Source organism: Actinomyces urogenitalis DSM 15434 (genome assembly GCF_000159035.1).
GTDB classification, from domain to species: Bacteria; Actinomycetota; Actinomycetes; order Actinomycetales; family Actinomycetaceae; genus Actinomyces; species Actinomyces urogenitalis.
Genome location: NZ_DS999574.1, coordinates 341,406 through 366,011, shown reverse-complemented (window position 1 = coordinate 366,011; position 24,606 = coordinate 341,406). Strand labels below are relative to the sequence as shown.

The following is a 24,606-nucleotide window of genomic DNA, read 5'->3' as shown; positions in this document are numbered from 1 at the left end:
TCGGCTCGCCGAGGCGCGAGACACCACCGACGAACCTGGGTCACCGCCCAGGACTGACACACGAGGAGTCACCGTGAAGATCACCGTCATCGGAGGAACCGGCGCCACCGGATCGGCCGCCGTCGCCGACGCCGCTTGCCGCGGCCACGAAGTCACCTCCGTCTCCCGCTCCGGCACGAAGCCCGAGGGCGCCACGCACGCCGTCGCCGTCAACCTGGGTGACACCGCCGCCGTCGTGGACCTGGTCAACCAGGCCGACGCCACGATCATCGCCGTCTCCCCCGATCGCACCGGAGGCTCGCCCCAGCCGGTGATCGACGCCTTCAAGGCTCTCATCGACGCCCGCCCCACCGGCCGTCTCGTGGTCGTCGGTGGTGCCGGCTCGCTCCTGGACGCATCCGGCAAGCGCCTCGTGGACGACCCAGCCTTCCCGGAGGCCTACCGCAGCGAGGCCCTGGCCTTCTCCAAGGTCCTGGAGCTCTTCCGCGCAGCCGGCAGCTCGATCGCCTGGACCCTGGTCTCCCCTGCCCCGGCCTACCCAGTACCGGCCTCCTCCGGCTCCTACGTCACGACCACTGACACCCCGGCCGGCGAGACCCTCTCCGCCGCGGACATGGCCATCGCGCTCATCGACGAGGCCGAGAAGGACGCTCACCGCGGCGCTCGCTTCGCCGTCGCCAGCGCCTGACGGTTGCACAGGGCACCCGCTACGTCGATTCAGGCCCTGAACAGTCGGATCCCATGCTCCCAGCACTGGAATCGACTGTTCAGCGCCTGAATCGACGAGGTGGGGAGCGAGACACGCGGGCCAGCACCACGTGTGGACGCCAGCCAGGGGGCAGGCTTCACCTATGACTGCCACCCCCACCACCGTCCGTCCCTCCAACCCGCCCATCGCCCTGGCCATCGCCGGCTCTGAGACCTCCGGAGGCGCCGGCGCCCAGACTGACCTCAAGACCTTCGCCCAGCTGGGCGTCTTCGGCTGCGTGTCCCTGACCTGCATCGTCTCCTTCGACCCCAAGAACGACTTCGCCCACCGCCTCCACGCCATCGACCCCCAGGTCCTGGCTGACCAGATCGAGGCTGCCGTCGGCGTGCACGGCACCATCGACGCCGTCAAGATCGGCATGCTCGGCACGATCCCCACCATCGAGACCGTCGCCGGAGCTCTGGAGCAGTACCGCTTCGCCAACGTGGTCGTCGACCCCGTCCTGATCTGCAAGGGCCAGGAGGCGGGCGCCGCCCTCGACATTGACAACGCCCTGCGCGAGAAGGTCCTGCCCTACGCCACCATCACCACCCCCAACCTCTTCGAGACCCAGGTGCTGGCCGGCGTGGAGGAGATCACCACGGTGGACGCCCTTAAGGACGCCGCCAAGCGGATCTACGACCACGGCGTACCCAATGTGCTCGCCAAGGCGGGCACCCTGCTGGGCACCGGCACCGCCCTGGATGTCTTCTATGACGGCCAGACCCTGGAGGTCCTTGAGGTCCCGGCCATCGGCCAGGAGCGCGTCTCCGGCGCCGGCTGCACGCTCGCCGCTGCCATCACGGCCGAACTCGCCAAGGGCGCCAGCCCGCTGGACGCCTGCCGCACAGCCAAGGACGTCGTCGTCTCCTCCATCGAGAACCGTATGCACGGCAACGCCCCCTTCGACTGCGTCTACCAGGGGCGTTACGGACGCCAGTGAGGCGTCAGCAGCCTGACGTACCCGCGACCTGCGGTCACGCCCCCTTAAACCAACCAGGGCCCCGGTACAGCCTCCTCGCAGATCAGTACTCCGGCTCCGGAGCCATGTCCCGCGCCATGTTGGCAAAGCGGGACAAGTGCCCCTGGAAGGCCACGGGAATCGTGCGGGTCGAGCCGTTGCGGTGCTTGGCCACGATGATGTCCGCCTCGCCGGGGCGCTCCTCGGGCTGGTAGTACTCCGGGCGGTGCAGCAGCATGATGATGTCAGCGTCCTGCTCCAGCGAACCAGACTCACGCAGGTCAGACATCTGCGGCTTGTTGCCGGTGCGCTGCTCAGGACCACGGTTGAGCTGGGCGACGGCTACCACCGGGATGTCCAGCTCCTTGGCCAGGAGCTTGAGCGAACGGGAGAACTCACTGACCTCCTGCTGACGCGACTCCACCCGCTTACCGGAGCTCATGAGCTGGAGGTAGTCGATGACCATGAGCCCGAGCCCCTGCTGCTGTTTGAGCCGCAGCGCCTTAGAACGGATCTCCGGCATCGTCAGGTTCGGGGAGTCGTCGATGAACAGAGGCGCCTCACTGACCTGGTGGTAGACCGAGGCAACGTCCTTCCAGTCGCGATCATCCATCAACTTGCCGCCGCGCAGCTTAGTCATCTCCACCCCGGACTCGGCGGAGAGAATGCGCATCATCAGCTCCATGCGGCCCATCTCCAGGGAGAAGTAGCAGCTGGTGAAGGGATTGCCGTTGTGGTCCCGAGCATGGATCGAGGCCGAGCGGCAGAAGTCGACGGCGAGGGTCGACTTACCCATGGCCGGACGCGCCGCGACGATGATCATCTGCCCGCCCTTGAGCCCGCCCGTCAGCTCATCGAGCTCAGCGAAGCCCGTGGCCACACCGGTCATCTGACCGTGCTCACGCGACTGGCCGGCCTCGATCTCCATATTGGCGTCATTGAGCAGCTCGCCGACGGCAGAGTAGTCCTCCCGCTCCCCCTCGCGGTGGGCGACGGCGTAGACCTCCGCCTCCGCCATGGTCACGAGCTCGTCGATGTCCCCGGCGTCGGTGGAGTAGCCCAGCTGGGTAATGCGGGTACCGGCCTGCACCAGGCCGCGCATGAGGGACTTCTCCTTGACGATGCGGGCGTAGTAACCGGCGTTGGCCGCCGTGGGCACCTGCCCCATGAGGTCAGCGAGGTAGGGGGCGCCGCCCACGAGCTCCAGCTCGCCGCGCTTGGCCAGCTCATCTCCCACGAGCAGGGCGTCAGCAGGCTGGGAGCGGTTGTAGACCTCGACGATCGCGTCAAAGATCATCTCGTGGGCCGGCTTGTAGAACTCCGGTCCGCGCAGCACCTCGATGACGTCGGTGATGGCTTCCTTGCTCATGAGCATGCCACCCAGGGTCGCCATCTCGGCGGCCAGGTCCTGAGGCGGGACGCGGTCGAAGACGCCGTCGAATCGGGCTCCACCAGAGCCCGCAGTATCTGCGCGCCCGGAACCGCCCTCACGGTGCCCACGAGGACCAGGTCCCTCACCCTCGTCCCAGCGTCCGGAACGCTCGCGGCCTGGCCGCTCGTCACTGACCGGCTCGATCGCCGGATCCATCTCCGTCATCCGCTGCTCCTGACCGACCTGGGCACCACACGATCGCGCCGCAACAACCGCAGACCGGCGGTGCGGGCAGCACGCCGCGCGCGTGACCCTAGCCAGCGGCTGCGCCCGTCGCAACACGCTCGTGCGGCACCTGATGTGGACAACCCACCCTACTGCTGTGGAACACCCCGTGCCTCCTGTGGTGAGAGAGGGGGCCGCAATGTGGATAACTCTGGGGACAAGATGAGCCCTTGTGTGGATGCGCTGAACACTGCCCCGTTCTTGCAACGAAAGGTCGGCAATCGACCCTGTGGCTCGCCGGATGCGCAACCACTCGTCAAAGATGTGGATAACATGCCCATTCTGTGGACAAACCTCAAGGTGAGGATGAGATTCCCAGGTGCCAGACACCTGCCGTGAGACACTGCAGGCCCGTCATGACCACCTTGCGTGGTCCCGCCGATCACCAGCTGCGCTACCGATGACCCGCCACCGCCCCCTGGCCCCCACAGGCCTGAACCGCCAGATCCTCTCCCTCGCCCTGCCTGCCCTCGGGGCCCTGGTCGCCGAGCCACTCTTCGTGCTCATCGACTCCGCCATGGTCGGCCACCTCGGCGCCACGAGCCTGGCGGGGCTGTCCCTCGCCTCCACGGTCCTGACCACCATCGTCGGCCTCTTCGTCTTCCTGGCCTACGCGACGACGGCGACCACCGCCCGCCGCTTCGGAGCCGGCGACCGCGCTGGCGGACTGCGCGCAGGCGTCGACGGTCTGTGGCTGGCCGCGATCCTGGGGCTCGCCGCCTTCCTGCTGCTGTGGATCATGGCCCCCTGGGTCACCCACGCCCTCGGTGCCCGCGGCGAGCTCGCCGATGCGGCCGTGGCCTACCTGCGCGCCTCAGCCCCGGGCCTGCCAGGCATGCTCGTCGTCTTCGCCGCCACCGGCACCCTGCGCGGGCTGCTGGACACCCGCACACCCTTCGTCGTCGCCGCAGCCGGCGCCGCGGCCAACGTGGCCCTCAACGCGACCTTCCTCTACGCACTGCACACCGGGATCGCCGGCTCGGGAGCCGGGACCGCGATCAGCCAGAGCCTCATGGCAGTGGCACTGACCCTGCCGGTCACCCGCGCGGCCCGCCATGCCCAGGTCTCTCTGCGGCCCCATCGGGCCGGCCTGGGCACCTCCCTAGGCGCCGGCCTGCCCCTGCTGGTGCGCACGCTGTCCCTGCGCGTGGCCATCCTCGCCACGGTCTGGGCGGCGACGGCGCTCGGCCAGGTCCCGCTCGCGGCCCACCAGGTCGTCAACTCCCTGTGGAGCTTCTCCGCCTTCGCGCTCGACGCCTTGGCCATCGCCACCCAGGCGCTCATCGGCACCGCGCTCGGGCAGGCCGAGGCGGACCAGGCCCCTGCCTCGACGGCGGGTGAGCCCGTCCAGGTACTCAGCATCGACGCCGTCCTGCGCCGGTGCCTGGCCTGGGGCCTGGCCACCGGCGCGGTGATCGGGCTCGTCCTGGCGACAGCCTCCTCTTGGCTGCCACACCTCTTCTCCTCCGACCCTGCCGTCATCGCCGCGGCCCGGCCAACGCTCCTGGTCACCGCCTCGGCGATGCCGCTGGCCGGTGCCGTCTTCCTCTTCGACGGCGTGCTCATGGGCGCCGGCGACGGGCGCTACCTCGCCCGGGCGGGGATCGTCACCCTCGTGCCCTACCTCCCTGTGGCGATCGCCGTGGGACGCGGGCTCCTCGGTTCGGGGACCACTGGCCTGGTTGCCCTGTGGATTGGCTTCGCCTGGGTCTTCATGGCTGCCAGGGGGCTGACCACCGGTCTGCGCGCCCGCTCCGACGCCTGGCGCCACTAGGAACCATCGCCGCCGTATACAGACTGAGGGCCCGTCACCGTGATGGTGGCGGGCCCTCAGGTCCAGGCTCAGCGTGGCCGAGTCAGGGGTGCTCAGCGAGCGGCGACGACGTTGACCTCGAGGGGAGCAACGACGTCGGTGTGCAGACGCACGGTGGCGCTGTGGCGACCGGTCGACTTGATCGGGGGAACAACCTCGATCTTGCGGCGGTCGAGCGCCGGGCCGCCAGCGGCCTTGACGGCGTCAGCCAGGTCCGCGGTGGTGACGGCACCGAAGAGGCGGCCGTTGGCACCAGCGGTGGCGGAGACGGTCACGACGTTCTCGTGCAGCCAGGCGCGAGCGGTCTGGGCCTGCTCCAGGGAGTCGATGGCGCGCTTGCGGCGAGCCTCGGCCATCTGGTCGATCTGACGCTGGGCACCCTTGGTCCACGGGGTGGCCAGCTTGCGGGGCAGGAGGTAGTTACGGGCGTAGCCGTCCTTGACCTCAACGACCTCGCCGGCGGCACCGAGGTGGGTGACGTCGTGGGTGAGGATGAGCTTGGTGGTCATATCCGCAGCCTCCGATCAGCGAGCAGAGCTCGAGTAGGGCAGGAGGGCCATCTCGCGGGCGTTCTTCACGGCCTTGGCGATCTTGCGCTGCTCCTGGACGGAGACGCCGGTGACGCGGCGGGCGCGGATCTTGCCGCGGTCCGAGATGAACTTCCGCAGGGTGGCGGTGTCCTTGTAGTCGATGGTGCCGACCTTGATGGCCTTCACCGGGCCGATCTTCTTCTTCGGCTTACGAAGCTGAGGCTTCGCCATGGTGGTACTCCTTGCTATCGAGCGCCCGTGGCGCTCATACGAGATGGTGTGTGGTGCGCAGCGCGTGCCGCGCGAGAAGGGAACGGGATCCGGGCTCGGGATCAGAACGGAGGCTCGTCACCGAAGGACGTGCCGCCGCCCGTGGCCCACGGGTCGTCCACGGCGCCGCCGGCAGGAGCGTTGTAGCTCGGCTGCTGGCCGCCACCGTTGTAACCGCCCTGGTTGGCGTTGTAGCCACCCTGGTTGCCCTGGCTGGCGTTGTTGTAGCCGCCCTGGCCCTGCGGGGCCCCGCCACCGAAGCCGCCCTGGCCGCCGCCGCGCGACTGCCGGGTGATCTGGGCCTTGGCGTAGCGCAGGGAGGGGCCGATCTCGTCGACCTGCATCTCCACCACGGTGCGCTGCTGACCCTCGCGGTCGGTGTAGGAACGCTGCTGGAGACGACCCTGCGCGATCACGCGCGTGCCCTTGGTCAGGGACTCCGCCACGTTCTCCGCCGCGTCACGCCAGATCGAGCAGCGCATGAACAGCGTCTCGCCGTCCTGCCACTCATTGGCCTGCCGGTTGAAGGTACGCGGGGTCGAGGCGATCGTGAAGGACGCCACGGCCGCACCCGAGGGAGTGAAGCGCATCTCCGGGTCCGCAGTGAGGTTCCCGATGATCGTGATGACGGTGTCGCCAGCCATGCGTGTCTCCGTTCCCTGACCCGGGCTCAGGCCTCGGGGCGCAGCAGCTTGGTGCGCAGAACGGTCTCGTTGAGGCCGAGCTGACGGTCAAGCTCCTGGGCAATCTCGGGCGTGGTGGTCATGTCGACGACGATGTAGAAGCCCTCGGACTTCTTCTTGATGTCGTACGCAAGGCGGCGCTTGCCCCAGACGTCGACCTTGTCGACGGTGCCCCCGTTGCTGGGAACGACCTGCAGCAGCTTCTCGAGGGACGCAGCGACGGTGCGCTCGTCAGTCTCGGGCTCGAGGATGATCATGATCTCGTAGTGACGCATGCTTGGTACCCACCTCCTCTGGTCTATGGCGGTCACGGTCTCTCCGTGACAGGAGGGTGATGCGTATTGGTTGCTCCACCCAGCGGGTTGCCAGACGGCGCAGCCAATCCACGAGCCTACCGGAGCCGGCCCCGGCTCGGAAGGCGGGACGACGACGGCCCCACGTGCCGTCGGACACGTGGGGCCGTGGTGACTCACCCTCTCAGGCGCTCTGCGCCGTCGTGCTAGCCGTTGCCCTGAGGGCTTCCGACCCCGCCTTGGCCGGAGCCCTCCCCACCGCTGCCTTGGGTGGGACCCGGGGCGGGTTCCTGGGTGGCCGCCGGAGCCGGGTCCTGCTGCGTGGGATCAGAGTCCTGCGAGGTGTCCTCTTTCTCCTCGGACTGCTGCTCCTCGTCCTGCTCAGGCTCGACGTACTCCTCCTCCAGCTCGTACTCCTCCTGCGGGGCCACGGTGCCGTAGAGGCTGCCCCGCTTGTAGGAGCCTGAGGTGCGCTGCGCAAACTCAGCGACCGGAAGGTCCGCCAGGGCGGTGGTCATGTACTGGGTGAAGATGTCAGCCGGATAGGTCGATCCCGTGATCTCGTCGTAGCTGCCCCACGGGGTGATCGACTCCTCCGAGCCGTCCGCACCGGTCTGGTAGAGCGTGACGGCAGTGGCGATCTGCGGGGTAAAGCCCACGAACTGGGCAGACTTGTTCTCCGAGGACGAGCCGGTCTTGGCGGCGATCGGCCGTCCGAGCGACCTGGCGGTCTTGCCCGATCCCTCGCTCACCACCTGCTGCATGGCGTAGGTGGCGTCCGCCATGACGTCGTCGGAGAAGACCTTCTCGCCGGTGGTGTTGGCCGTGTAGGCCACGTCCCCGCCGGCATTGGCCACCTGCGCCACCACGTGGGTCTCGTGCCGGGTGCCTTGTGCGGCGAAGGTGGCGTAGGCCGTGGCGATGTCAATGGTGTGCGGGGAGGCTGAGCCCAGGACGTTCTGGACCGTGGTGTCCAGTCCCATCGTGTCCTTCGGGTAACCGGCACGCACCGCGACGTCGCTGGTCACCTCCGGACCCAGGTCCCGGTTGAGCTGGACGTAGGGCGTGTTGATCGAGTAGGCCGTGGCCGTGATGAGGTTGGACCAGCCGTAGGAGGTATTGCCGTAGTTCTGGAAGGTCGTGCCCTCAATCGACATGGGCGAGGAGCCGGAGTACCCGTTGGACAGCGTCGCCCCCTTCTCCAGGGCTCCGACCAGCGCGAAGGGCTTGAAGGTCGATCCGGCCTGGGCGACGGCGTCGGTGGCCGAGCTGACCTGGCTGGTGAGGTAGTCCGCTCCTCCGTACAGGGCCAGGATGCCGCCGTTGGTGGCGTCGATGGACACCAGCGCCGCCCTCAGGTTCTCCGAGTGCCCCTCCGGCAACGCCTGGACGGCGGCCACGGCCGCGTCCTGGTCGGTCTTGTTGATCGTCGTCGTGATGCGGTAGCCGCCGGTGTCGATCTGCTCGGTGGTCATGCCGGCCTTGGCCACGAGCTCAGAGCGCACCAGCTGCAGGATGTAGCCGCCCGGCCCGGCGTAGACCTCGTCAGTCTGCTGCGTCGTGGTCTCGGGCATGGCCGCCGAGTCGTACTCGGACTGGGTGATGTAGCCGTCAGCGAGCATGAAGTCCAGCACGCGCTGGAAACGCACCTGAGCCTGCTCCGGGTCCACCGCAGGGTCCCAGGCGCTAGGCGCAGGCATGATGCCGGCCAGCAGCGCCGACTCCGAGGCCGTCAGCTCACTGGCACTGTGCCCGAAGAAAGCCTGTGCAGCGGCCTCGATGCCGTAGGCGCCGCGCCCGAAGTAGACCGTGTTGAGGTAGGAGTCGAGGATGTCCTGCTTGGACATCTCACGGTCGATCTTGATGGCCATGATGGCCTGCTTGAACTTACCCACGTAGGAGCTGGTGGTGTCCACGTAGTAGTTCTTGATGTACTGCTGAGTCAGCGTCGAGGCGCCCTGGGTCGCGCCGCCGCGCAGGTTGTTCCAGAAGGCGCGTGCGATGCCCTTGGGGTCCACACCGTTGTTGGTGTAGAAGCTGCGGTCCTCCGAGGCGATGACGGCGTTGCCCACGTAGTCCGGCAGCGTCGAGGCGTCGATGATGGTGCGGTTGACCTCAGCGAAGGTGCCCATCTTGGTCTGACCGTCGGCGTAGTAGACGGTGGTGGACTGCGCCTGGGCGAACTCGCTGGGCGCGGGGATCTTGATGATGTTGTAGGCGATGATGAAGGTGGTCGCCATCGCCGCGATCATGAGCAGGAAGGCCCCGAGAACGAACCTCCAGCTGGGCAGCCACCGGTGGATCGGCCCCTTGCCGGCTCGTGGGTAGTTCAGCAGCCGTTTCCTGCTCGCCGATGACGCCCCCGCGCCCCGGGCACTCTTCGCCTTGCTGCGGGCCGGGCTGCTGGCCGATCGTGAGGACGGCCGTGACGAGCCTGGACGGCGGCCACGACCGCCGCCGTCCTGCCTGCCGCTCCTGGCCGCCTCAGCGAGCTTCCCGCCTCGGCGGCTGGAACCGTTGGGCTTCGCGCTGTCTGCCACGCGCTCCTCGTTTCTGTCCGCGGACACTGGCTGAGACGGCATGAGGCCGCCTCAGGCTGTTGTCCAGTATGACCACACCAGAGCGAGGAGAACAGCATGCAGCGCCTGTGACATGGTCCGAAGACGCGTCCAGGAAACTGTCAGGCCTCGGCGCGAGGCAGCCACACACGCATGGTGGCCGGGCCACGGTTAGCCCAGGAGTAGTAAGGAATGAGCGGCAGGTCGAAGACCTCGGCCGGCTGGTCGCCGCCTTCCTCGCACCCCTGGTGCGAGCCGGCCTCGCTGTAGGGCCACCGGCGCGCAGCCTCGGGCACCCGGCGGGCAGGGACGACCACTGCGCCGTCGTCAGCGATGGCCGGGGCGGCACCTGGCACGAGTGCGATCTCGTCCAGGCTCATGCCCTCAGGCAAGTCCACGGACTCCGCGCACAGCACCAGCGGTCCACGCTCCACGGCTACGCAGCCGCGCACCGCATCGATCCGCGGGTCCGGCACAGTCAGACGCGGACTCATGTCCAGCTCCAGCACGTGGGTCTCGCCGGCGCTCAGGACCCCGGAGACGACGGCGTAGCCGCCGCTGACCTCAGCTCCGTCCAGCCTGGCGCCCGACCACGTCCAGGCGGGCACGCGCACGGACACGCTGACCGGGCACGACGGCGCCTGCTCGACTCTCAGGGTCAGCCGGCCGCTGACGGGATAGTCCGTCTCCAGGCTCACCACGAGCTCCTGCTCGCCGTCGTCAGTGGGAACCTGCGTGCGGATCTGCATGGCTGACAGCAGGTGGATGAACAGGCTCGCAGGGTCCTGGGTGCTGCGCGTGACGCTGGCACCACCGAGGGAGGCCAGCGTGCGGGCGATGTTGGTCGGGCAGCAGGAGACCTCGAACCACGCGGCACGCAGGCTGGATCCCGATCGCATCGACAGCTCGTTGGGGGTGGACTCCTGCCCGGGGACCCTGACCTGGAGGGGGTTGGCGTAGAAGAAGGAGCAGCCCTCGGCGCTGGGAGAGGTGGCCACGACGTTGTAGAGCGTGCGCTCGATGACGTCGGCGTACGAGGTCTCGCCCGTGGCCAGCAGCAGGCGCCAGGCCACCATGACCGAGGCGATGCCCGCACAGGTCTCGCAGTAGGAGCGGTCCGCCGGCAGCTCGAAGTCCTCGCCGAAGGCCTCGCCCTCGTGACGTGAGCCCATGCCGCCGGTGATGTAGGTGCGCCTGGCCAGGGTGCGGTCGTACTGGGCGCGCACGATCTCCAGCAGCTCAGTGTCCCCGCGCTCCATGGCGGCGTCGATCGCGCCGGCCATGAGGTAGAGCGCTCGCACAGCGTGACCGCGGGCCACGGTCTCCTCGCGGATCGGGGTGGCGTCCTGGAAGTACTCGCGGCCGAACTCCCAGTCGCCCAGCAGGCCGTGGCCGCGCCGGTCGAGGAAGAGCTGGGCCTGGTCAAGGTAACGGCGCTCGCCGGTGGCGCGGTAGAGCTCGACGAGCGCCACCTCAACCTCAGGGTGACCGCCGACGGCGACCTGGCCGTCCGGCCCGAAGGTCTGGCAGACGTGGTCGGCGTTGCGCAGGGCGATGCGCACGATGACGTCGTCGCTGCCGAAGCCGGTACGCAGGCGGGCGACGGCTGCCTGAATGAGGTGGCCCGTGCAGTACAGCTCGTGCCCCATGGCGAAGTCGGTGTAGCGGTCCTCGACCCCCGGCTTGTCATAGCGGGTGTTGAGGTACCCGTCCTCGTCCTGGACGGTCTCGATCAGGGCGCCCAGGCGCTGGATCTGTGCCTCCAGAGCAGCGTCCCCGGTGCGGCCGACCTCCCAGGCCATGGCCTCGATGAGCTTGTAGACGTCTGAGTCCGCGAACCACAGGCCGGCGTGGTGTCCGGCGATATCACCTGCGGCGGCACGCACGAAGTTGTCGATCCAGCCGATCCTCTCCTCCCACGCCAGGGAGTGGGGCAGGGTGCCCGAGGCATTGACCTCCTGGCGCTCCCGCCAGAATCCGGAGGTGAGGGTGACCTCGTCCATGCTCAGGGGATTGAGCACGTGCACCGAGCCGGGGCTCGGCAGGACCTGGGCCTTGGCAGCAGGGGCGATCTGGGTGTGCATGAGGGTTTCCTTTGATGACGTCGGTGTCAGTATCGGGCAGAAGTGGCAGCCGTGGAGCGAAAAGCCAATGGGTTGGTCAAGAACAGTGTGTGGCGGCTAGGAGCAAGGCTCAGCCCTTGACCGCTCCTGAGGTCATGCCCTTGATGTAGTAGCGCTGGAGAGCGAGGAAGAGGATGAAGGCGGGCACGGTCAGGACGACGACGCCCGCCGTCGTCAGCCCGTAGTCAATGACGCCGATGGTCTGCTGACGCATATTGACCAGGGCCAGAGGCAGGGGCGAGTTGTCCATACCGAGCAGGTAGAGCGAGACCATGAAGTCGTTCCAGGCAGCGAGGTAGGAGAACAGGCCGATCGTCACCAGGCTGGGAAGCACCGAGGGCAACAGGATCCGGGTGAAGGCCGTGAAGGAGCCACAGCCGTCAATGAGGGCAGCATCCTCCAGGTCGCGCGGCAGGGCCGCAAAGGCATTGCGCATCATGAACACGCTGAAGGGCAGCTGGAACAGCGCCAGCACCAGACCGACCCCAACCAGGGAGTTGGCCATCCCCAGGTCCTTCATCCACACGATGAGCGGGATCAGCAGCGCGGCGTAGGGCACCATCATGATGGACAGGACGAGCACAAACAGCGCGTTCTTGAAGGGAAAGCTGAAGCGCGCAAAGGCATAGCCACCGGTCGTGGACACCACCAACGTCACCAGCACGCACACGGCGGAGATCACGAGGGAGTTCTTCAGGTAGAGCGGCAGCCCAGCTCCGTAGGTGAACAGCTTGACGTAGTTGCCCAACCCGTAGCCCTCAGCCTGGGCCGTTCCAGCAGCAGGCGAGACAGAGGAGACCAGCGCCCACACCAGGGGGATCACAAAGGACAGTGCCAGCAGGCCGGTGCCAAGGTAGTAGATGCTCTTGGAGAGCTTGTAAGAGCTCATCGGTCACTTCTCCTCAGAGTCGGTCACGCCCATGGCACGCAGCTGGATCGCGTTGACGACCACCAGAGCGATCAGCACAAGCACGGACAGGGCCGCAGCCATGCCAAGGTCACGCTTGGTCTCGAAGGCGTACTTGTAGATGAGCTGGACCACCGTCATCGTTGAGTTGTTCGGCCCGCCCTTGGTCAGGATGAAGAACTGGTCAAAGGCCAGCAGCGAGCCCGTGACGGACATGATCGTCGTCATGGCAATCGTTGGCTTGAGCAGGGGGAAGGTGACGTCAGTAAACGTGCGCCAGCGCCCGGCGCCGTCAATCTTGGCAGCCTCGTAGACCTCGGTCGGGATCGCCTGGACGCCCACCATCGTGAGGATCATGTAGTAGCCAGCGAAGCGCCACACCACGAGGACCACCGTGGCGATCAGCGCGCCTGTGGGAGTACCCAGCACCGAGCTACCGGCCTCCGCCAGGCCCAGAGCGGCCAGAATATCGGTCACCGGGCCAACCTGCGGGGAGTAGATCGCGTAGAACAGCAGGGAGGCTGAGGCGATGCCGAGCGCCGCCGGCAAGAGAATCGCCGTACGTACGACGGCGTTCCACCGTCGTGCCTCCTGAATCAGCAGGGCCAGCCCCAGGGCGATCGGCATGAGAATGATCGTGGTGACCACGGTGTACTTCAAGGTGAAGACCGTGGACTGCACGAGCATCGGGTCACGCAGGACCTTGACGAAGTTGTCCGGGAAGGCGGTGCCCATGTTGCCGCCAAGCAGGGTCCACCGAGACACCGACATGATGACGACCAGGACGATCGGCACGATGAAGAACAGGACGAGCATGACCACGGTGGGTGCTACATAGGCACCCGCACGCAGGTTCTCGCGCCGCTTGACGCGTCGCATCCGGCGCTCCTGGGCGGCCGTGAGTGTGTGGGGCATGGTTTCTCCGTCTGGAAGGTCAGGAACAGGGGCCGGCATCGTCCCGGATGACGGCAACGAGGTCACCGTCATCCGGGACGATGCAGCGGGCAGGCCTACTGGGCGAGCACGGCGTCGATCTGCTCGTTGTAGGTGTCCACCTTGGAGCCATCGCCCCAAATTCCGTCCTGGATCAGCAGCTGCCAGGGACTTCCGGCGGCGTTGAAGGCCTCGTTGAAGTTGACGGCCACCGGCGTGCGCCCGTTGGCGATCGCCGCGTTGGCGGTCCGAGTGCGCTCGTCAGCCTCGCTGTACCCGTCAGCCAGGACCGTGAGCGAGGATGCGGTGTCGTTGTTGTCAGCGAAGACGGCCTGCTGAGCCCCATCGCTCATGAGCCAGGCCATGAAGTTCCAGGCCTGGGCGGGCTTGGCGCAGTTACGCGAGATGCCGATGGCGTCCCCGCCCAGGAAGGTGGAGCCACCGCCGTTGACGCCCGGGATCGCCGCGACGCCAACCTCGAAGGAGGACTCCTCGAACAGCGAGGTCACAGCCGTGTAGGCGTAGGGCATGACGCCAACGCGCCCCTCAGAGAAGGCCGCCGTCCAGGTGGCGCCGGTCTCCTCCTTCGAGCCCGCACCGATACCTCCGTCGAGCGCTGCCAGACGGTTGAGGGAGGAGTAGATCTTCTTAGCGTCCTCGGAGGCCATGAAGGACTGAGTGCCGTCATCGCTGAGGACCTCTTCTCCACCCGCCCACAGCATCGGGAAGAGGGTGAAGACCAGGGCACCACCGGAGGAGCCGGCGATGAAGGTCCCCGAGACGTCGCTCTTACCGAGCTTGGCAATAGCCGTAGCGTGAGCCTCGTACTCCTCAAGCGTGGTCGGGCCGGCCTCAGGGTCAAGCCCGGCTTCACGATAGAGGTCCTTGTTCCACACCATGACGGAGATATCCGTGACGAAGGGGAGGGTGTGTGACTTGCCCTCGAAGGTGCCAGCGTCGATGTGCCCCTGCTGGAGGTCGTCCTTGTTGGCCAGCGCGTCGATCTGGGCAGTCAGGTCGCGGAAGACACCCTGCTGAACCCAGTAGGGGATACGAACCACGTCACCGGCCAGGATGTCCGGCAGGCCATCAGTCTGGATAGCGGCGCCAACCTTGCCCTCGACGTCGTCATTAGGCAGGAGCTCGACCTTGATCTGGTTCTTGTGGCTGGCGTTGTAGGCGTCAACCGCGTTGTTGACCTGACGCTCCAGCGGGGCGCGCGACCACATCGTCAGTTCCGTGCCGTCGTCGGTTCCGGCAGCCGGGATCTCGACGTCGTCGCTGGCACCGGAGCTGCTGCTGCCCCCACACGCGGACAGTCCAGCAGCCATTGCCAGGGCGCTGACAACAGCAGTGGTCTGAAGGAGGCTGCGCCGACTCATCATCGTTGTGCTCATGGGTTCTCCGTCTCGTCATTGAGGGTGGGCCAGGCCCGGGACGCTCCTCGCCAGGACTTTGTCCACACGATGGAAAGCGCTTGCGAAACTGAGCGTACAGCCGCCAGTTCTATGGAGGCAAGCGCGAGAACCTCTTCCCCGAGCAGGGAGATACAGCCTCTCGACAACACTGGGAGAAGCATGTCAATCCCTGGTAATTCAACGAAAACAGTGACGGGTTGCCCGATCCGGGCAAGCCCGGTAGCGTGCCACTATGGCATCCGCGGAGATTTTCGAAAGTGACGCAGAAGCATCGTCCTCGACCATGCGCACGCCCGTCACTCTGGCACAGGTTGCCGCCAGAGCCTCGGTCTCCCTGTCCACTGCCTCCAAGGCCCTCAACGGCCGCGACGGCGTCAGTCCCCGCACTCGTCAACGCGTCCGGCAGGCAGCTGACGAGCTTGGCTTCGCGCCCTCAACCATCGCCCGGAGCCTGGCCACCGGCCGCACGAACACCGTCGGGCTCATCACCCACGACCTCGTCGGCCGCTTCTCCATCCCCCTGCTCATGGGGGTGGAGAACGCCTTCGGAGTCAACGAGGTCTCCGTCATGCTCTGCGACGCCCGCGGAGACGTCATCCGCGAGCGCTACCACCTGTCCTCCATGCTGGAGCGGCGGGTGGACGGACTCGTCGTCGTCGGCGCCCGCCCGGACCCACGCCCCTCGATCGGCAAGGACCTGCCCGTCCCCGTCGTCTACGCCTACGCCCCCTCCCTCGACCCGCAGGACTGCTCGATCGTCTCGGACAACAGGCTGGCCGGGCGCCTGGCCGTGGAGCACCTGGTCGCTCAAGGACGACGCCGTATCGCCCTCATCCAGGGAGACTCCAGCTACGGTGCAGCCACGGCTCGCACCGCCGGCGCCGTCGACGCCCTGCACGAGGCCGGCCTGGCACCATGTGGCGGCGGGGCGCTGTACGGAGACTGGAGCGAGATGTGGGGACGCAGTGGCGCCCGGACGGCGCTGAGCCAGTGGCCCGACGTCGACGCCCTCGTGTGCGGCAACGACCAGATTGCCCGCGGCGCCCTCGACACCCTGCGAGACCTCGGGGCCAACGTGCCCCAGGACGTCGCCGTCGTCGGCCACGACAACTGGCACCCCATCATCGACGGCTGCCGCCCGAGCCTGACCACGATCGACATGCGTCTGGAGAAGATCGGCAGGACCGCCGCCCAGCGCCTGCGCGAGGCCATGGCGGGCCAGCCGCACCACGGCGTCGAGGCCATCGCCGGGCGCCTGGTGGTGGCAGGCTCCAGCGTGCTGTGACAGCCGCCCCCTCGCCAAGATAGGCCTGTACGCCCCACCCGCGATGACGCGATTCACGGCGCGCTCACAGTCCGCGCCCGGGTGACGGGCCGACCGTCCCTGCGCGGGCAGGCAGGTGAACCGCTAGGGTCGAAGCATGGACACGATCCGCACGACGCAGCGCGCCGACGCTGCGACTGCTTCTGCCAATCAGGACGCCGCTTTCAACTCCGCCATCGCGCTGCGACTGGACCTGCTGGGTCTTCCTGCTCCTGAGGGAGCCGGAGATCCGGTCACCGATCGCCTCATGTCCCCGATCCTCGCGCGTCAGCGTGAGATGAGCCGGCGCCTGTCCGGCCGCCTGTGCGCTGCTGACCGCCGCATCCAGGCCTTCCTCGACTCCTACCTTGAGGACGCTCCGCTCCACCCGCACCTGCCGGCCGACACCTTCGTCCTCGACCAGCCGGGCCTGGCACGCGCGCTGTCGCTTCCGCTGGACTCCACGAGCTTCACCTCCCCCTACGTAGAGAGCTACCGCACCCTGCAGGGCGTGCTGCACAACCCGCGCAACGACCGCCGCACCACCGCCGGCGTCTTCCACGTGGCCGAGGGAGGCCTGCCCATCCCGGATGACAAGAAGGCCGTCCCACGTGACGTCTTCGCCCGGATCCTGGCGGCCGCCGTCGACGCCCCGCAGGACCTGCTCACCCTGCCGTGGTCCTCCACCCAGGACGAGCCCGCCCGCTGTTTCGTCTCGTTGCTGCTGCGGCCCGTCGTCGTGCCCGAGGTCACCGGCTTCTCCGCCGAGCGTCGGATGGAGATCCGGTTCATCGCCCCTGGTGGCCTGGTGTCCAACCTCGACTTCGTCGAGGGCATCTTCGGCAACGCCGGCGATCCCTTCCTGCCGGAGAACGACGCCTCTCTGGCGCCGGAGGGCTGGACCGGGCACACCGGCTGCGTCATCCTCGCTCCCCACCTGACCACCCTGACCAAGAAGGAGCTTGGCCTGCCGTCCTGGGACGAGGCCACCGAGCGCCAGCGCCGTGACGGCATGTGCTGGAAAGACGCCAACGAGCGCTACAACGACGGCAAGGCCTTCAAGCTGGTCGCCCGCGACGAGCGCGGCGTCATCGTCACCGTCATCGCGGACAACTACTTCGGCTACTGCAAGAAGGAGGTCAAGACCCAGATCGGGTACTCGGCCAACCTCTTCGGCTGCGTCGAGGAGGAGCACGCCGGCGGCGCCGTCGCCTTCCCTCGCTACGACCTGGGCCGCGAGTTCCGCGACGTCCACACCCCCGCCTCCCGCACGCTCGCCCACGTGCTCAAGATCAACCCTGGCCGCTTCGAGCTCCAGGCCGAGGGCCACGCACTGGACCTGACCGACGACTCGGTCATCCTCGTGCCGGGTGGCGCCTTCTACTCCATGCTCACCCAGACCATCACCTGGCAGGCCGACGGCGAAGAGCGGTCAATCCCGATGCGTGCGGGCAAGACCTACATCACGCCGTCGGGCTACCAGGTCCACTGCAAGGCCGCCGTCGGCAGCCCCAAGCAGTGGCACATGATCGGCACCGCGCCCTGGCACACCCAGCTGCACAAGCCGGCCACGGTCTCCGGCGGCGGCAAGTCCGAGATCTCCAAGTCGATCCTGGACGCCTTCGTCTTCGGTGAGGCCTATGTGGGAGACCTGGAGGCGGACCTGGACGCCGTGCAGCGGATCTTCGACGGCGACTACACCCACCGCTTCGTGGACAAGGCCAACGAGTCCGCTCACCACCGCCACATCCTGTCCGAGCGCCGCTCGCTGGGCAGCGTCATCAAGCTGCTGACTCCCTCGGCGATGTACACCGAGGAGTACAACGCCTTCCTGGAGTCCATCCCCGCGCATATCAAGGAGCTCATCTTCACCGTCAAGCGCTACTACCGCCCGGAGTGGGGCGAGGACTGGCGCTCGCACTTCTCGGTGAGCATCATGAACGGCCGCCCGGGCAACGCCGTGCGCATGGACGGGGACACCGTCAAGATCAACATGCTGCGCGTGGGCTTCGAGGAGGACGGATCCTGGCGGCTGTTCTCCCTGCGCCCGGACTTCGCCGCCGCCGCGAAGGTCCAGACCGAGGACGACATCACTGCCTCCACGGTGGCTCCGGCCAGCGCCGACGAGCCGGCCTTCACCCAGCGCCTGTCCCGCAAGTACGTCACCAACGCCGAGTCCCTGCTCTTCCAGCGGCCCGACGACGCGATCGTGCGCGGTTACGACAAGCAGACCGAGCTCGATATGTCCGGTACGGGCCTGTTCCTGTCCAACTACGCGCCGCTCACGCCCGCGGACGCGCGGGCGATGGTTGACGACGCCCCGGGACTGTCCCAGTTCACTGAGCCGATGCAGGACCTCGTGCGCCGGGCCGCAGCAGTTGAGGACGACGGCGACCCGAGGCACCAGACCTACTGGGTCTCTACTGCCAACCCACGCATCGTGGGCGGCGCCCCGACGAAGAACCCGCGCTACCTTCAGGTGCGCCCCGACGTCGCCCGGCCACAGGAGGCCCACCTGGCGGACCTGGCTACCCACTTGTTCTCCGACATCCCGCTTGACGAGCCGATTCGGCACAGCGTGGACATCGTGGCAGCCGGGCGCCGCAACAACCCGCCAGAGGAGGGTGTGCCGGCCCTGTGCGCCTACAACCCCTTGCACTTCATGGAGCTGCCCGAGCTGTTCATGGAGTTCATCTCCTCGATGACCGGCAAGTCGCCGTCGACCACGGGGGCCGGTAGCGAAGGGGCCCTGACGAAGTCTCCCTTCAATGCCCTGCCCCCGGTCTACGACCTCAACGCGGCACTGCTGTCCTACGCCCTGAGCGGCTACGACGGCTGGCTGTCCTCGGCCGGGTACATCGGGCCGAAGGTCAAGGTGGCGCACGACATCTCGATGCTCGTCCCCGAGGTCTTCTCCCGCATGGAGCCTGAGGAGCGCGACGCCCATCACCTCCTTGAGGCCGGGTACCTGGAGAAGCTGGAGGACTACGAGCTCGGCGGCCGCACGGTCCAGGCCTCGCGGCTTGGCTACCGCATGAACAAGGCCTTCGCCTCAAACTTCTTCGGCCGGATCTTCCTCCACCCCGACGTCGTCTTCACCGAGGCCATGCTCAAGCCCGAGCTGCAGGATCCTGAGGTCTTCGCTGACTCCGTCGACGTCATCGTCACCACGCACCAGGTCGTGGCTAAGCACTACGTCGACGACGGCTCGATCGCTCACGCCGTCCCGCCCGTCCGGGCGCTGCTGGAGATCATGTACTCCGGGCACTCGGCTGAGGGGTGGACACTGGCGAGCCCAGAGTTCCGTGCCCTGTTCGAGCGGGAGAACATCCTGGCCTCGCAGTGGTACGCCGAGCGCCTGGACGCCAAGGTGGAGCGTGACCGCAAGCAGGCAGAGGCCTCGATCCGTGCGCTCACTCGCTTTATCGAGACCGAGGGCAACCAGGGCGTCTCCGACCGTCTGGACATCGAGGGCCGGCTGGAGGCCGCTCGTGCCTGGCTGAAGGAGGTCACCTCGCCCGCCTACCGCGACAGCCTCGTAGGCACTCTCGGCTTGCAGCCCGAGCTCGCTGAGGGCGAGCCGGTGGACGGCAAGTAGAGACAGCCTCGCCTGGCGGCCTGAACAGCACCGCTGGAACGACCGCTCAGCCACGCGAACGGCCTTCAACGATTGGGGCGTGCCTCCCATCCCTCGGGAGGCACGCCCCAATCATCAAAGCCCGGCCCGATCAGCGCAAGCACGGTCCATTAGCGCCGTTCCACGACTCAGGGGACACTGGCCCCATAAGTAGGCCCGTCCGAGGGACACGGCACCGCGCCGTATGCTTCGCATCGTGACCCTTGCAACAACCCCCCCCATCGGCTGAGCGAGGACCTCATCTCAATGAGCGACGCCTAGCAGCAAAGGCCTTTACGCAACGCTGGGACGGTCACGGGTACGAGAAGGGCGAGACTCAGGCTTTCTGGATCGACCTGCTCGGCAGCGTCGTCGGGATCGAGGGAGCAGCCACAGCAGCGATCTTCGAACAGAAGACCTCTGCCGGAGGATTTATCGACGTCCTCATTCCTGAGGCCCGCACCCTCGTGGAGCAAAAGGCCTCCCACATTGACCTCGACAAGCCTGAGCCTCGGCAGGGCACCATGGTCACGCCTTACCAACAGGCCAAGCGCTACGCAGACAGCCTGCCCAATCCGCAACGCCCTGACTTCATCGTCGTCTGCAACTTCGAGTGCTTCCGCGTCCACGACCTACGCCGAGAGGACCCAGAGCACAGCTACATCTCCTTCACCCTGGCGGAGCTGGCCGAGCAGTACCACCTCCTCGACTTCCTTATCGATCCCGCGCGATCCCGGTCAGAACGCGAACGCCAGGTGTCGATCCAGGCAGGCGAGGTCATCGGGCAGCTGCGCGACGCCCTCCACGAGCAGTACCGCACTGCTGGCGACGACCGCTGGCGGGACCTCAACGTCTTATGCGTCCGCCTGGTTTTCTGTCTCTACGCGGAAGACGCAGGTCTGTTCCCCAAGGACGCCTTCGGCACCTATCTACACAGCTTTAGCCCGGCCCAGATGAGGCAGGCGCTACTGGACCTGTTTACCGTCCTCAACACCCCGAGCGAAGCTCGCAGCGTCTATCTGTCTCCTGAGCTCGCTTGCTTCCCTTACGTTAATGGCGGCCTGTTTGCGGATCCGATTGAGATCCCTCAGCTCACGCAGGAGATATGCACCCTGCTAGTCCATGAGGTCTCCACCGGTGTGGACTGGTCTGGGATCTCTCCAACCGTCTTCGGCGGCGTCTTTGAGTCCACGCTCAACCCGGAAACCCGACGGGCCGGCGGCATGCACTACACGAGCCCTCAGAACATCCACCGGGTCATCGATCCGTTGTTTCTTGACGCACTGACCGCGGAGCTTGAGGGGATCCTGGCCGATACCACCGTCACCGAGCGCACACGGAAGACCCGCCTGCGTCGTTATCAGGACAAGCTGGCGTCCCTGACCTTCCTGGATCCGGCTGCTGGCAGCGGCAATTTCCTCACCGAGACCTTCATCTGCCTGCGACGCCTGGAGAACAAGGTGCTCTCCGTCCTCCAGGGGCCGCAGACGGCACTGGAGTTCGAGGGCGTGGGTGAGTCTGCCATCAAGGTGCAGCTCGCCCAGTTCCACGGCATCGAGATCAACGACTTCGCAGCCTCCGTCGCACGCACCGCGCTGTGGATCGCAGAGCTCCAAGCCAATGCGGAGACAGCGGAGATCATCCAGCGTGAGGTCGAAGACCTGCCGCTGCGCGACGCCGCCACGATCATTGAGGGAAACGCCCTCGACATGGACTGGAATGACCTCCTGCCAGCCTCGCGATGCTCCTACATCATGGGCAATCCACCGTTCATCGGCTACTCGAATCTCACGCCAGAGCAGAATGCCGATCGCGCTCGGCTCTTCGGCAAGGTCAAGACGGTGGACTACGTGGCCTGCTGGTACGTCAAGGCGGCGCAGTACATGCGCGGGACGGCAATCCATACCGCCTTCGTCTCCACGAACTCGATATGTCAGGGGCAGCAGGTCACCCCGATCTGGAAGCCGCTGTTTAACGACGGCGTCGACATCACCTTCGCGCACCGCAGCTTCGTCTGGGGCAACGAGGCCTCCGACCAGGCACATGTGCACGTCGTCATCGTGGGCTTCAGTTACGAGTCTCCGACGTCGAAGCTCCTGTTCGAGCACAACAGCGGAGCCTCCTCCGTCCGCGAGGTCGCGCATATCAATGCTTACCTCGTGGACGCACCAGACGCCTTCATTGAGCGGCGGAGCCAGCCTCTAGGGGATGTACCTGCAATGGCTCAAGGTTTTAAGCCAGCTGACCATGGTTACCTCATTCTCTCTGACACTGAACGATCGACACTCCTAGACGAGGATCCTGACGCCGTGCAATGGGTGAGGGAATTCTCGATGGGCGCCGAGTTCATCAAGGGACAAGATCGATACTGCCTGTGGCTGAGTGACTTCGATCTCCCTGCACTCACAAAACATCCAGAGGTTCGAGCACGCGTCGATGCATGCCACTCATGGCGGCTAGAGCAAACTCCAACCGGAGACGCCTTCAAACTTGCTAACCGCCCCCATCAGTTTCGACCCAACGGACTGTTTAGGGACGGCACCTACATCGCCGTCCCCGCCGTCTCATCGGAGCGCCGTCACTATATCCCCATGGGATTCGTGCATAACGGCATGATTCCAGGGAACAAGCTCTACTTCATCCCCACGGATCGCCTCGATATATTCGGGATTCTCATGTCCCGGGTCCACAACGCCTGGATGCGTGTGGTCGCAGGACGGCTGAAGTCCGACTACAACTACGCCAACACCATCGTCTACAACACCTTGGTCTGGCCAGATGCCACCGATACGCAGCGCGCTGAGATCGAGCACTGCGCCCAGGCCGTGCTTGACGCACGAGCGCAGTACGAAGGAGCGAGTCTCGCAGACCTGTACGACCCGGATAACGACTTCCTCTACCCGGCGCTCACCGCCGCACACCGAGCGCTCGACCTCGCCGTCGAGCAGGCCTATGGCCTCAGCTTCCCGGCGCAGATGGGCGAGGAGGAGAGAGAACGCGCCATCGTCGCCCATCTCTTCGCCCTCTACGCGCGGGCCACCGCCGATCCCAGCGCCTGAACAGCACCGCTGGAACGACCGCTCAGCCACGCGAACGGCCTTCAACGACTGGGGCGTGCCTCCCATCCCTCGGGAGGCACGCCCCAGTCATCAAAGCCCGGCCCGATCAGCGCAAGCACGGCTCCTGGCCACACCCTGCGGCTCGGCTACTCCCACTGCGCCGTGGCGGGGTCGATGCCGTGTGCCGCAGCATTGGCGTCAATAACGTCTTTGAGCCACCGAGCCAGGCCCGGCTCACGCTCGTCGTAGTGGGCGGCGAAGCGCGGGTCCTGGACGTAGTTGCACGCGATCAGCACGTGCTTGGACCGCGTCACGTCGAACCAGCTCATACAGGCCCGGTGCTCCTCCGCGAGCGCGTTGGCCCGCTCGCTGCCCGGCTCCACGCCCTCTCGCAGCGCCTGGGCCAGCTGCTCCTCAACGCGCTCGATCCGCTTCTTCGCCACCTCTAGATCCTCCCTGCTCATGGAGGCCATCCGCCGAGTGGAGACCTTCCAGTCCTCGGTGTCTCCCCAGCGTCGCTCAGCCTCCTCCTCCCAGGCTGGGTCCCAGTCACGGCCGAGGATCTCAGCACGCTGCTGAGCGTTCAGTACCTGCCCCGTCATGGTCTTCTCCATCATCGTGTCCACTGCCCGCACCATGCGGGTCAGGTGATCGATGCGCCGAATCAGCAGCTCCCGCTGACGCAGGAGGTGGCCGGAGGCCTGGGTCGAGGGATCACCAAGAACCGTGGCGATGTCACTGAGCCCCATACCGGTCTCCCGGTAGACCAGAACCTGGTGGATGCGGGCGACGTCGTCGCTGCTGTAGAGCCGGTAGCCAGACCGCGAGCGGGCCGAGGGGCTGACCAGCCCGATCTCGTCCCAGTGGTGCAGGGTGCGTACAGACACCCCGACCATCCGTGCGGCCTGCCCCACCGTGAGCTCGTCCTCCACCACGTCCTTCTCCCCTCTGGCGCGATCGTTCACGGCCACCGAGCCTCGTGCCTGACGCAGCGTGAGGGTCAAGCCTGCGCCGAGCCCTCCAGCCCCGGCAGCCCTGTCACGGGTCGTGGCCGGTCCCCGAGGCGCCGCACTCCGCGGCCGTACCACGCGGCCACGCACCACACGAAGACCACGAGCGCGCCCTGAACCACCCGCGACCAGCCGGTGTCCGGCAGCACGAGGATCGCCACCCCGGCCGCCACGCACTCCGCGGTGTTGAACAGGACGTCGTAGATGGAGAAGGCCCTGCCTCGGTAGGCGTCGTCCGTGTCAGCCTGGACGATCGTGTCAACGGCGATCTTCGCGCCCTGCACGCCGACGCCGAAGACGAAGATGCCGATCGTCATCGCCAGCTGGTGGTGCGTGACCACCAGGACGATCTGGCCCACGGTCCCTCCCAGCAGGCAGCACACGATCCACGTCGAGGGCGCGATCCGCTCGTGGGCGAGCGGCGTGAGGATGACGGACAGGCCGTGGCCGGCCACCATCGTCCCCATGAGGGTGCCGAAGACCGCCAGGCCCGCGTCGGCGTCGCCACCGGGGGCCAGGAGGTTGCGAGAGGTGAGGATGAGGGTGATGAGCTCCATGCCGTAGACGAAGCGGTGCAGAGCCATCGTGCTCAGCGCCAACCCCGGCGTCCCGCGCCGGACCAGGTAGCGCACCGCGTCGGCCAGGTCTCCGACCGTACGGGCCAGCGCGCGGCCCAGCCCGCCCCCCTGTCGGAGCCGCTGCGGCCCCAGCTCGTCACGCCCGA

At 66.9% G+C, this 24,606-nt stretch carries 18 protein-coding genes; 6 read left to right on the top strand and 12 right to left on the bottom strand.

All coding sequences use genetic code 11. From position 1 onward, the window contains the following. Positions 1–73 precede the first annotated feature (73 nt). Both HMPREF0058_RS01515 and HMPREF0058_RS01510 read left to right on the top strand, forming a co-directional pair. A complete protein-coding gene (locus HMPREF0058_RS01515) occupies positions 74–688 on the top strand; it encodes an NAD(P)-dependent oxidoreductase (RefSeq protein ID WP_006547888.1) in 615 nt (204 codons plus the stop codon). Positions 689–851: 163 nt separating this feature from the next. Next, positions 852–1,691: a hydroxymethylpyrimidine/phosphomethylpyrimidine kinase gene (locus HMPREF0058_RS01510; protein ID WP_006547887.1), complete on the top strand. Its 840-nt coding sequence runs from the start codon at positions 852–854 to the stop codon at positions 1,689–1,691. 82 nt (positions 1,692–1,773) lie between these two features. Here HMPREF0058_RS01510 and dnaB read toward each other — a convergent pair whose 3' ends face one another. Beyond that, the gene (gene dnaB, locus HMPREF0058_RS01505) at positions 1,774–3,306 is read right to left on the bottom strand and encodes a replicative DNA helicase (RefSeq protein WP_024036571.1); all 1,533 of its coding nucleotides are present in this window, start codon (positions 3,304–3,306) and stop codon (positions 1,774–1,776) included. Positions 3,307–3,766: 460 nt separating this feature from the next. Between dnaB and HMPREF0058_RS01500 the strand changes: the two genes are divergently transcribed. After that, a complete protein-coding gene (locus HMPREF0058_RS01500) occupies positions 3,767–5,140 on the top strand; it encodes an MATE family efflux transporter (protein WP_040319471.1) in 1,374 nt (457 codons plus the stop codon). Positions 5,141–5,232: 92 nt separating this feature from the next. On the opposite strand, the gene rplI is transcribed toward HMPREF0058_RS01500, so the two are convergent. From rplI to HMPREF0058_RS01455, 9 genes are all read right to left on the bottom strand, one after another. Beyond that, positions 5,233–5,688, bottom strand: a complete 456-nt coding sequence (rplI, locus tag HMPREF0058_RS01495; protein ID WP_006547883.1) for a 50S ribosomal protein L9 — start codon at positions 5,686–5,688, stop codon at positions 5,233–5,235. A 15-nt stretch (positions 5,689–5,703) separates the two neighbouring features. Continuing rightward, positions 5,704–5,940: a 30S ribosomal protein S18 gene (gene rpsR / locus HMPREF0058_RS01490; protein WP_006547882.1), complete on the bottom strand. Its 237-nt coding sequence runs from the start codon at positions 5,938–5,940 to the stop codon at positions 5,704–5,706. A gap of 101 nt (positions 5,941–6,041) precedes the next feature. After that, a complete protein-coding gene (locus HMPREF0058_RS01485) occupies positions 6,042–6,623 on the bottom strand; it encodes a single-stranded DNA-binding protein (protein ID WP_006547881.1) in 582 nt (193 codons plus the stop codon). A gap of 26 nt (positions 6,624–6,649) precedes the next feature. Next, entirely contained in the window at positions 6,650–6,937 is a 288-nt protein-coding gene (gene rpsF, locus HMPREF0058_RS01480; protein WP_006547880.1) for a 30S ribosomal protein S6, read from the bottom strand. 224 nt (positions 6,938–7,161) lie between these two features. After that, positions 7,162–9,495, bottom strand: coding sequence for a transglycosylase domain-containing protein (locus HMPREF0058_RS01475; RefSeq protein WP_040319596.1), 2,334 nt, complete (start codon positions 9,493–9,495; stop codon positions 7,162–7,164). Between the two features lie 140 nt (positions 9,496–9,635). Further along, a complete protein-coding gene (locus tag HMPREF0058_RS01470) occupies positions 9,636–11,597 on the bottom strand; it encodes a glycoside hydrolase family 127 protein (RefSeq protein WP_006547878.1) in 1,962 nt (653 codons plus the stop codon). Between the two features lie 109 nt (positions 11,598–11,706). Continuing rightward, on the bottom strand, positions 11,707–12,525 hold the full coding sequence (locus HMPREF0058_RS01465; RefSeq protein WP_006547877.1) for a carbohydrate ABC transporter permease: 819 nt from the start codon (positions 12,523–12,525) through the stop codon (positions 11,707–11,709). Positions 12,526–12,528: 3 nt separating this feature from the next. Further along, on the bottom strand, positions 12,529–13,458 hold the full coding sequence (locus tag HMPREF0058_RS01460; protein ID WP_006547876.1) for a carbohydrate ABC transporter permease: 930 nt from the start codon (positions 13,456–13,458) through the stop codon (positions 12,529–12,531). A gap of 95 nt (positions 13,459–13,553) precedes the next feature. Next, positions 13,554–14,873 (bottom strand): ABC transporter substrate-binding protein, encoded by a 1,320-nt coding sequence (locus tag HMPREF0058_RS01455; protein ID WP_006547875.1) that lies wholly within the window; start codon positions 14,871–14,873, stop codon positions 13,554–13,556. 304 nt (positions 14,874–15,177) lie between these two features. On the opposite strand from HMPREF0058_RS01455, the gene HMPREF0058_RS01450 reads away from it, so the two are divergent. From HMPREF0058_RS01450 to HMPREF0058_RS01440, 3 genes are all read left to right on the top strand, one after another. After that, positions 15,178–16,179 carry a LacI family DNA-binding transcriptional regulator gene (locus HMPREF0058_RS01450; RefSeq protein WP_040319469.1) on the top strand — a complete coding sequence of 334 codons (1,002 nt, stop codon included), beginning with the start codon at positions 15,178–15,180 and terminating at the stop codon, positions 16,177–16,179. Positions 16,180–16,315: 136 nt separating this feature from the next. Next, a complete protein-coding gene (locus HMPREF0058_RS01445) occupies positions 16,316–19,795 on the top strand; it encodes a PPi-type phosphoenolpyruvate carboxykinase family protein (protein ID WP_006547873.1) in 3,480 nt (1,159 codons plus the stop codon). A gap of 242 nt (positions 19,796–20,037) precedes the next feature. Beyond that, the gene (locus HMPREF0058_RS01440) at positions 20,038–22,872 is read left to right on the top strand and encodes a DNA methyltransferase (RefSeq protein WP_006547872.1); all 2,835 of its coding nucleotides are present in this window, start codon (positions 20,038–20,040) and stop codon (positions 22,870–22,872) included. Between the two features lie 146 nt (positions 22,873–23,018). On the opposite strand, the gene HMPREF0058_RS01435 is transcribed toward HMPREF0058_RS01440, so the two are convergent. Both HMPREF0058_RS01435 and HMPREF0058_RS01430 read right to left on the bottom strand, forming a co-directional pair. Beyond that, positions 23,019–23,837 carry a MerR family transcriptional regulator gene (locus HMPREF0058_RS01435; protein ID WP_231550201.1) on the bottom strand — a complete coding sequence of 273 codons (819 nt, stop codon included), beginning with the start codon at positions 23,835–23,837 and terminating at the stop codon, positions 23,019–23,021. Positions 23,838–23,872: 35 nt separating this feature from the next. After that, positions 23,873–24,606 (bottom strand): MFS transporter (locus tag HMPREF0058_RS01430; RefSeq protein ID WP_006547870.1); only part of this gene is annotated, 734 nt, incomplete at its 5' end.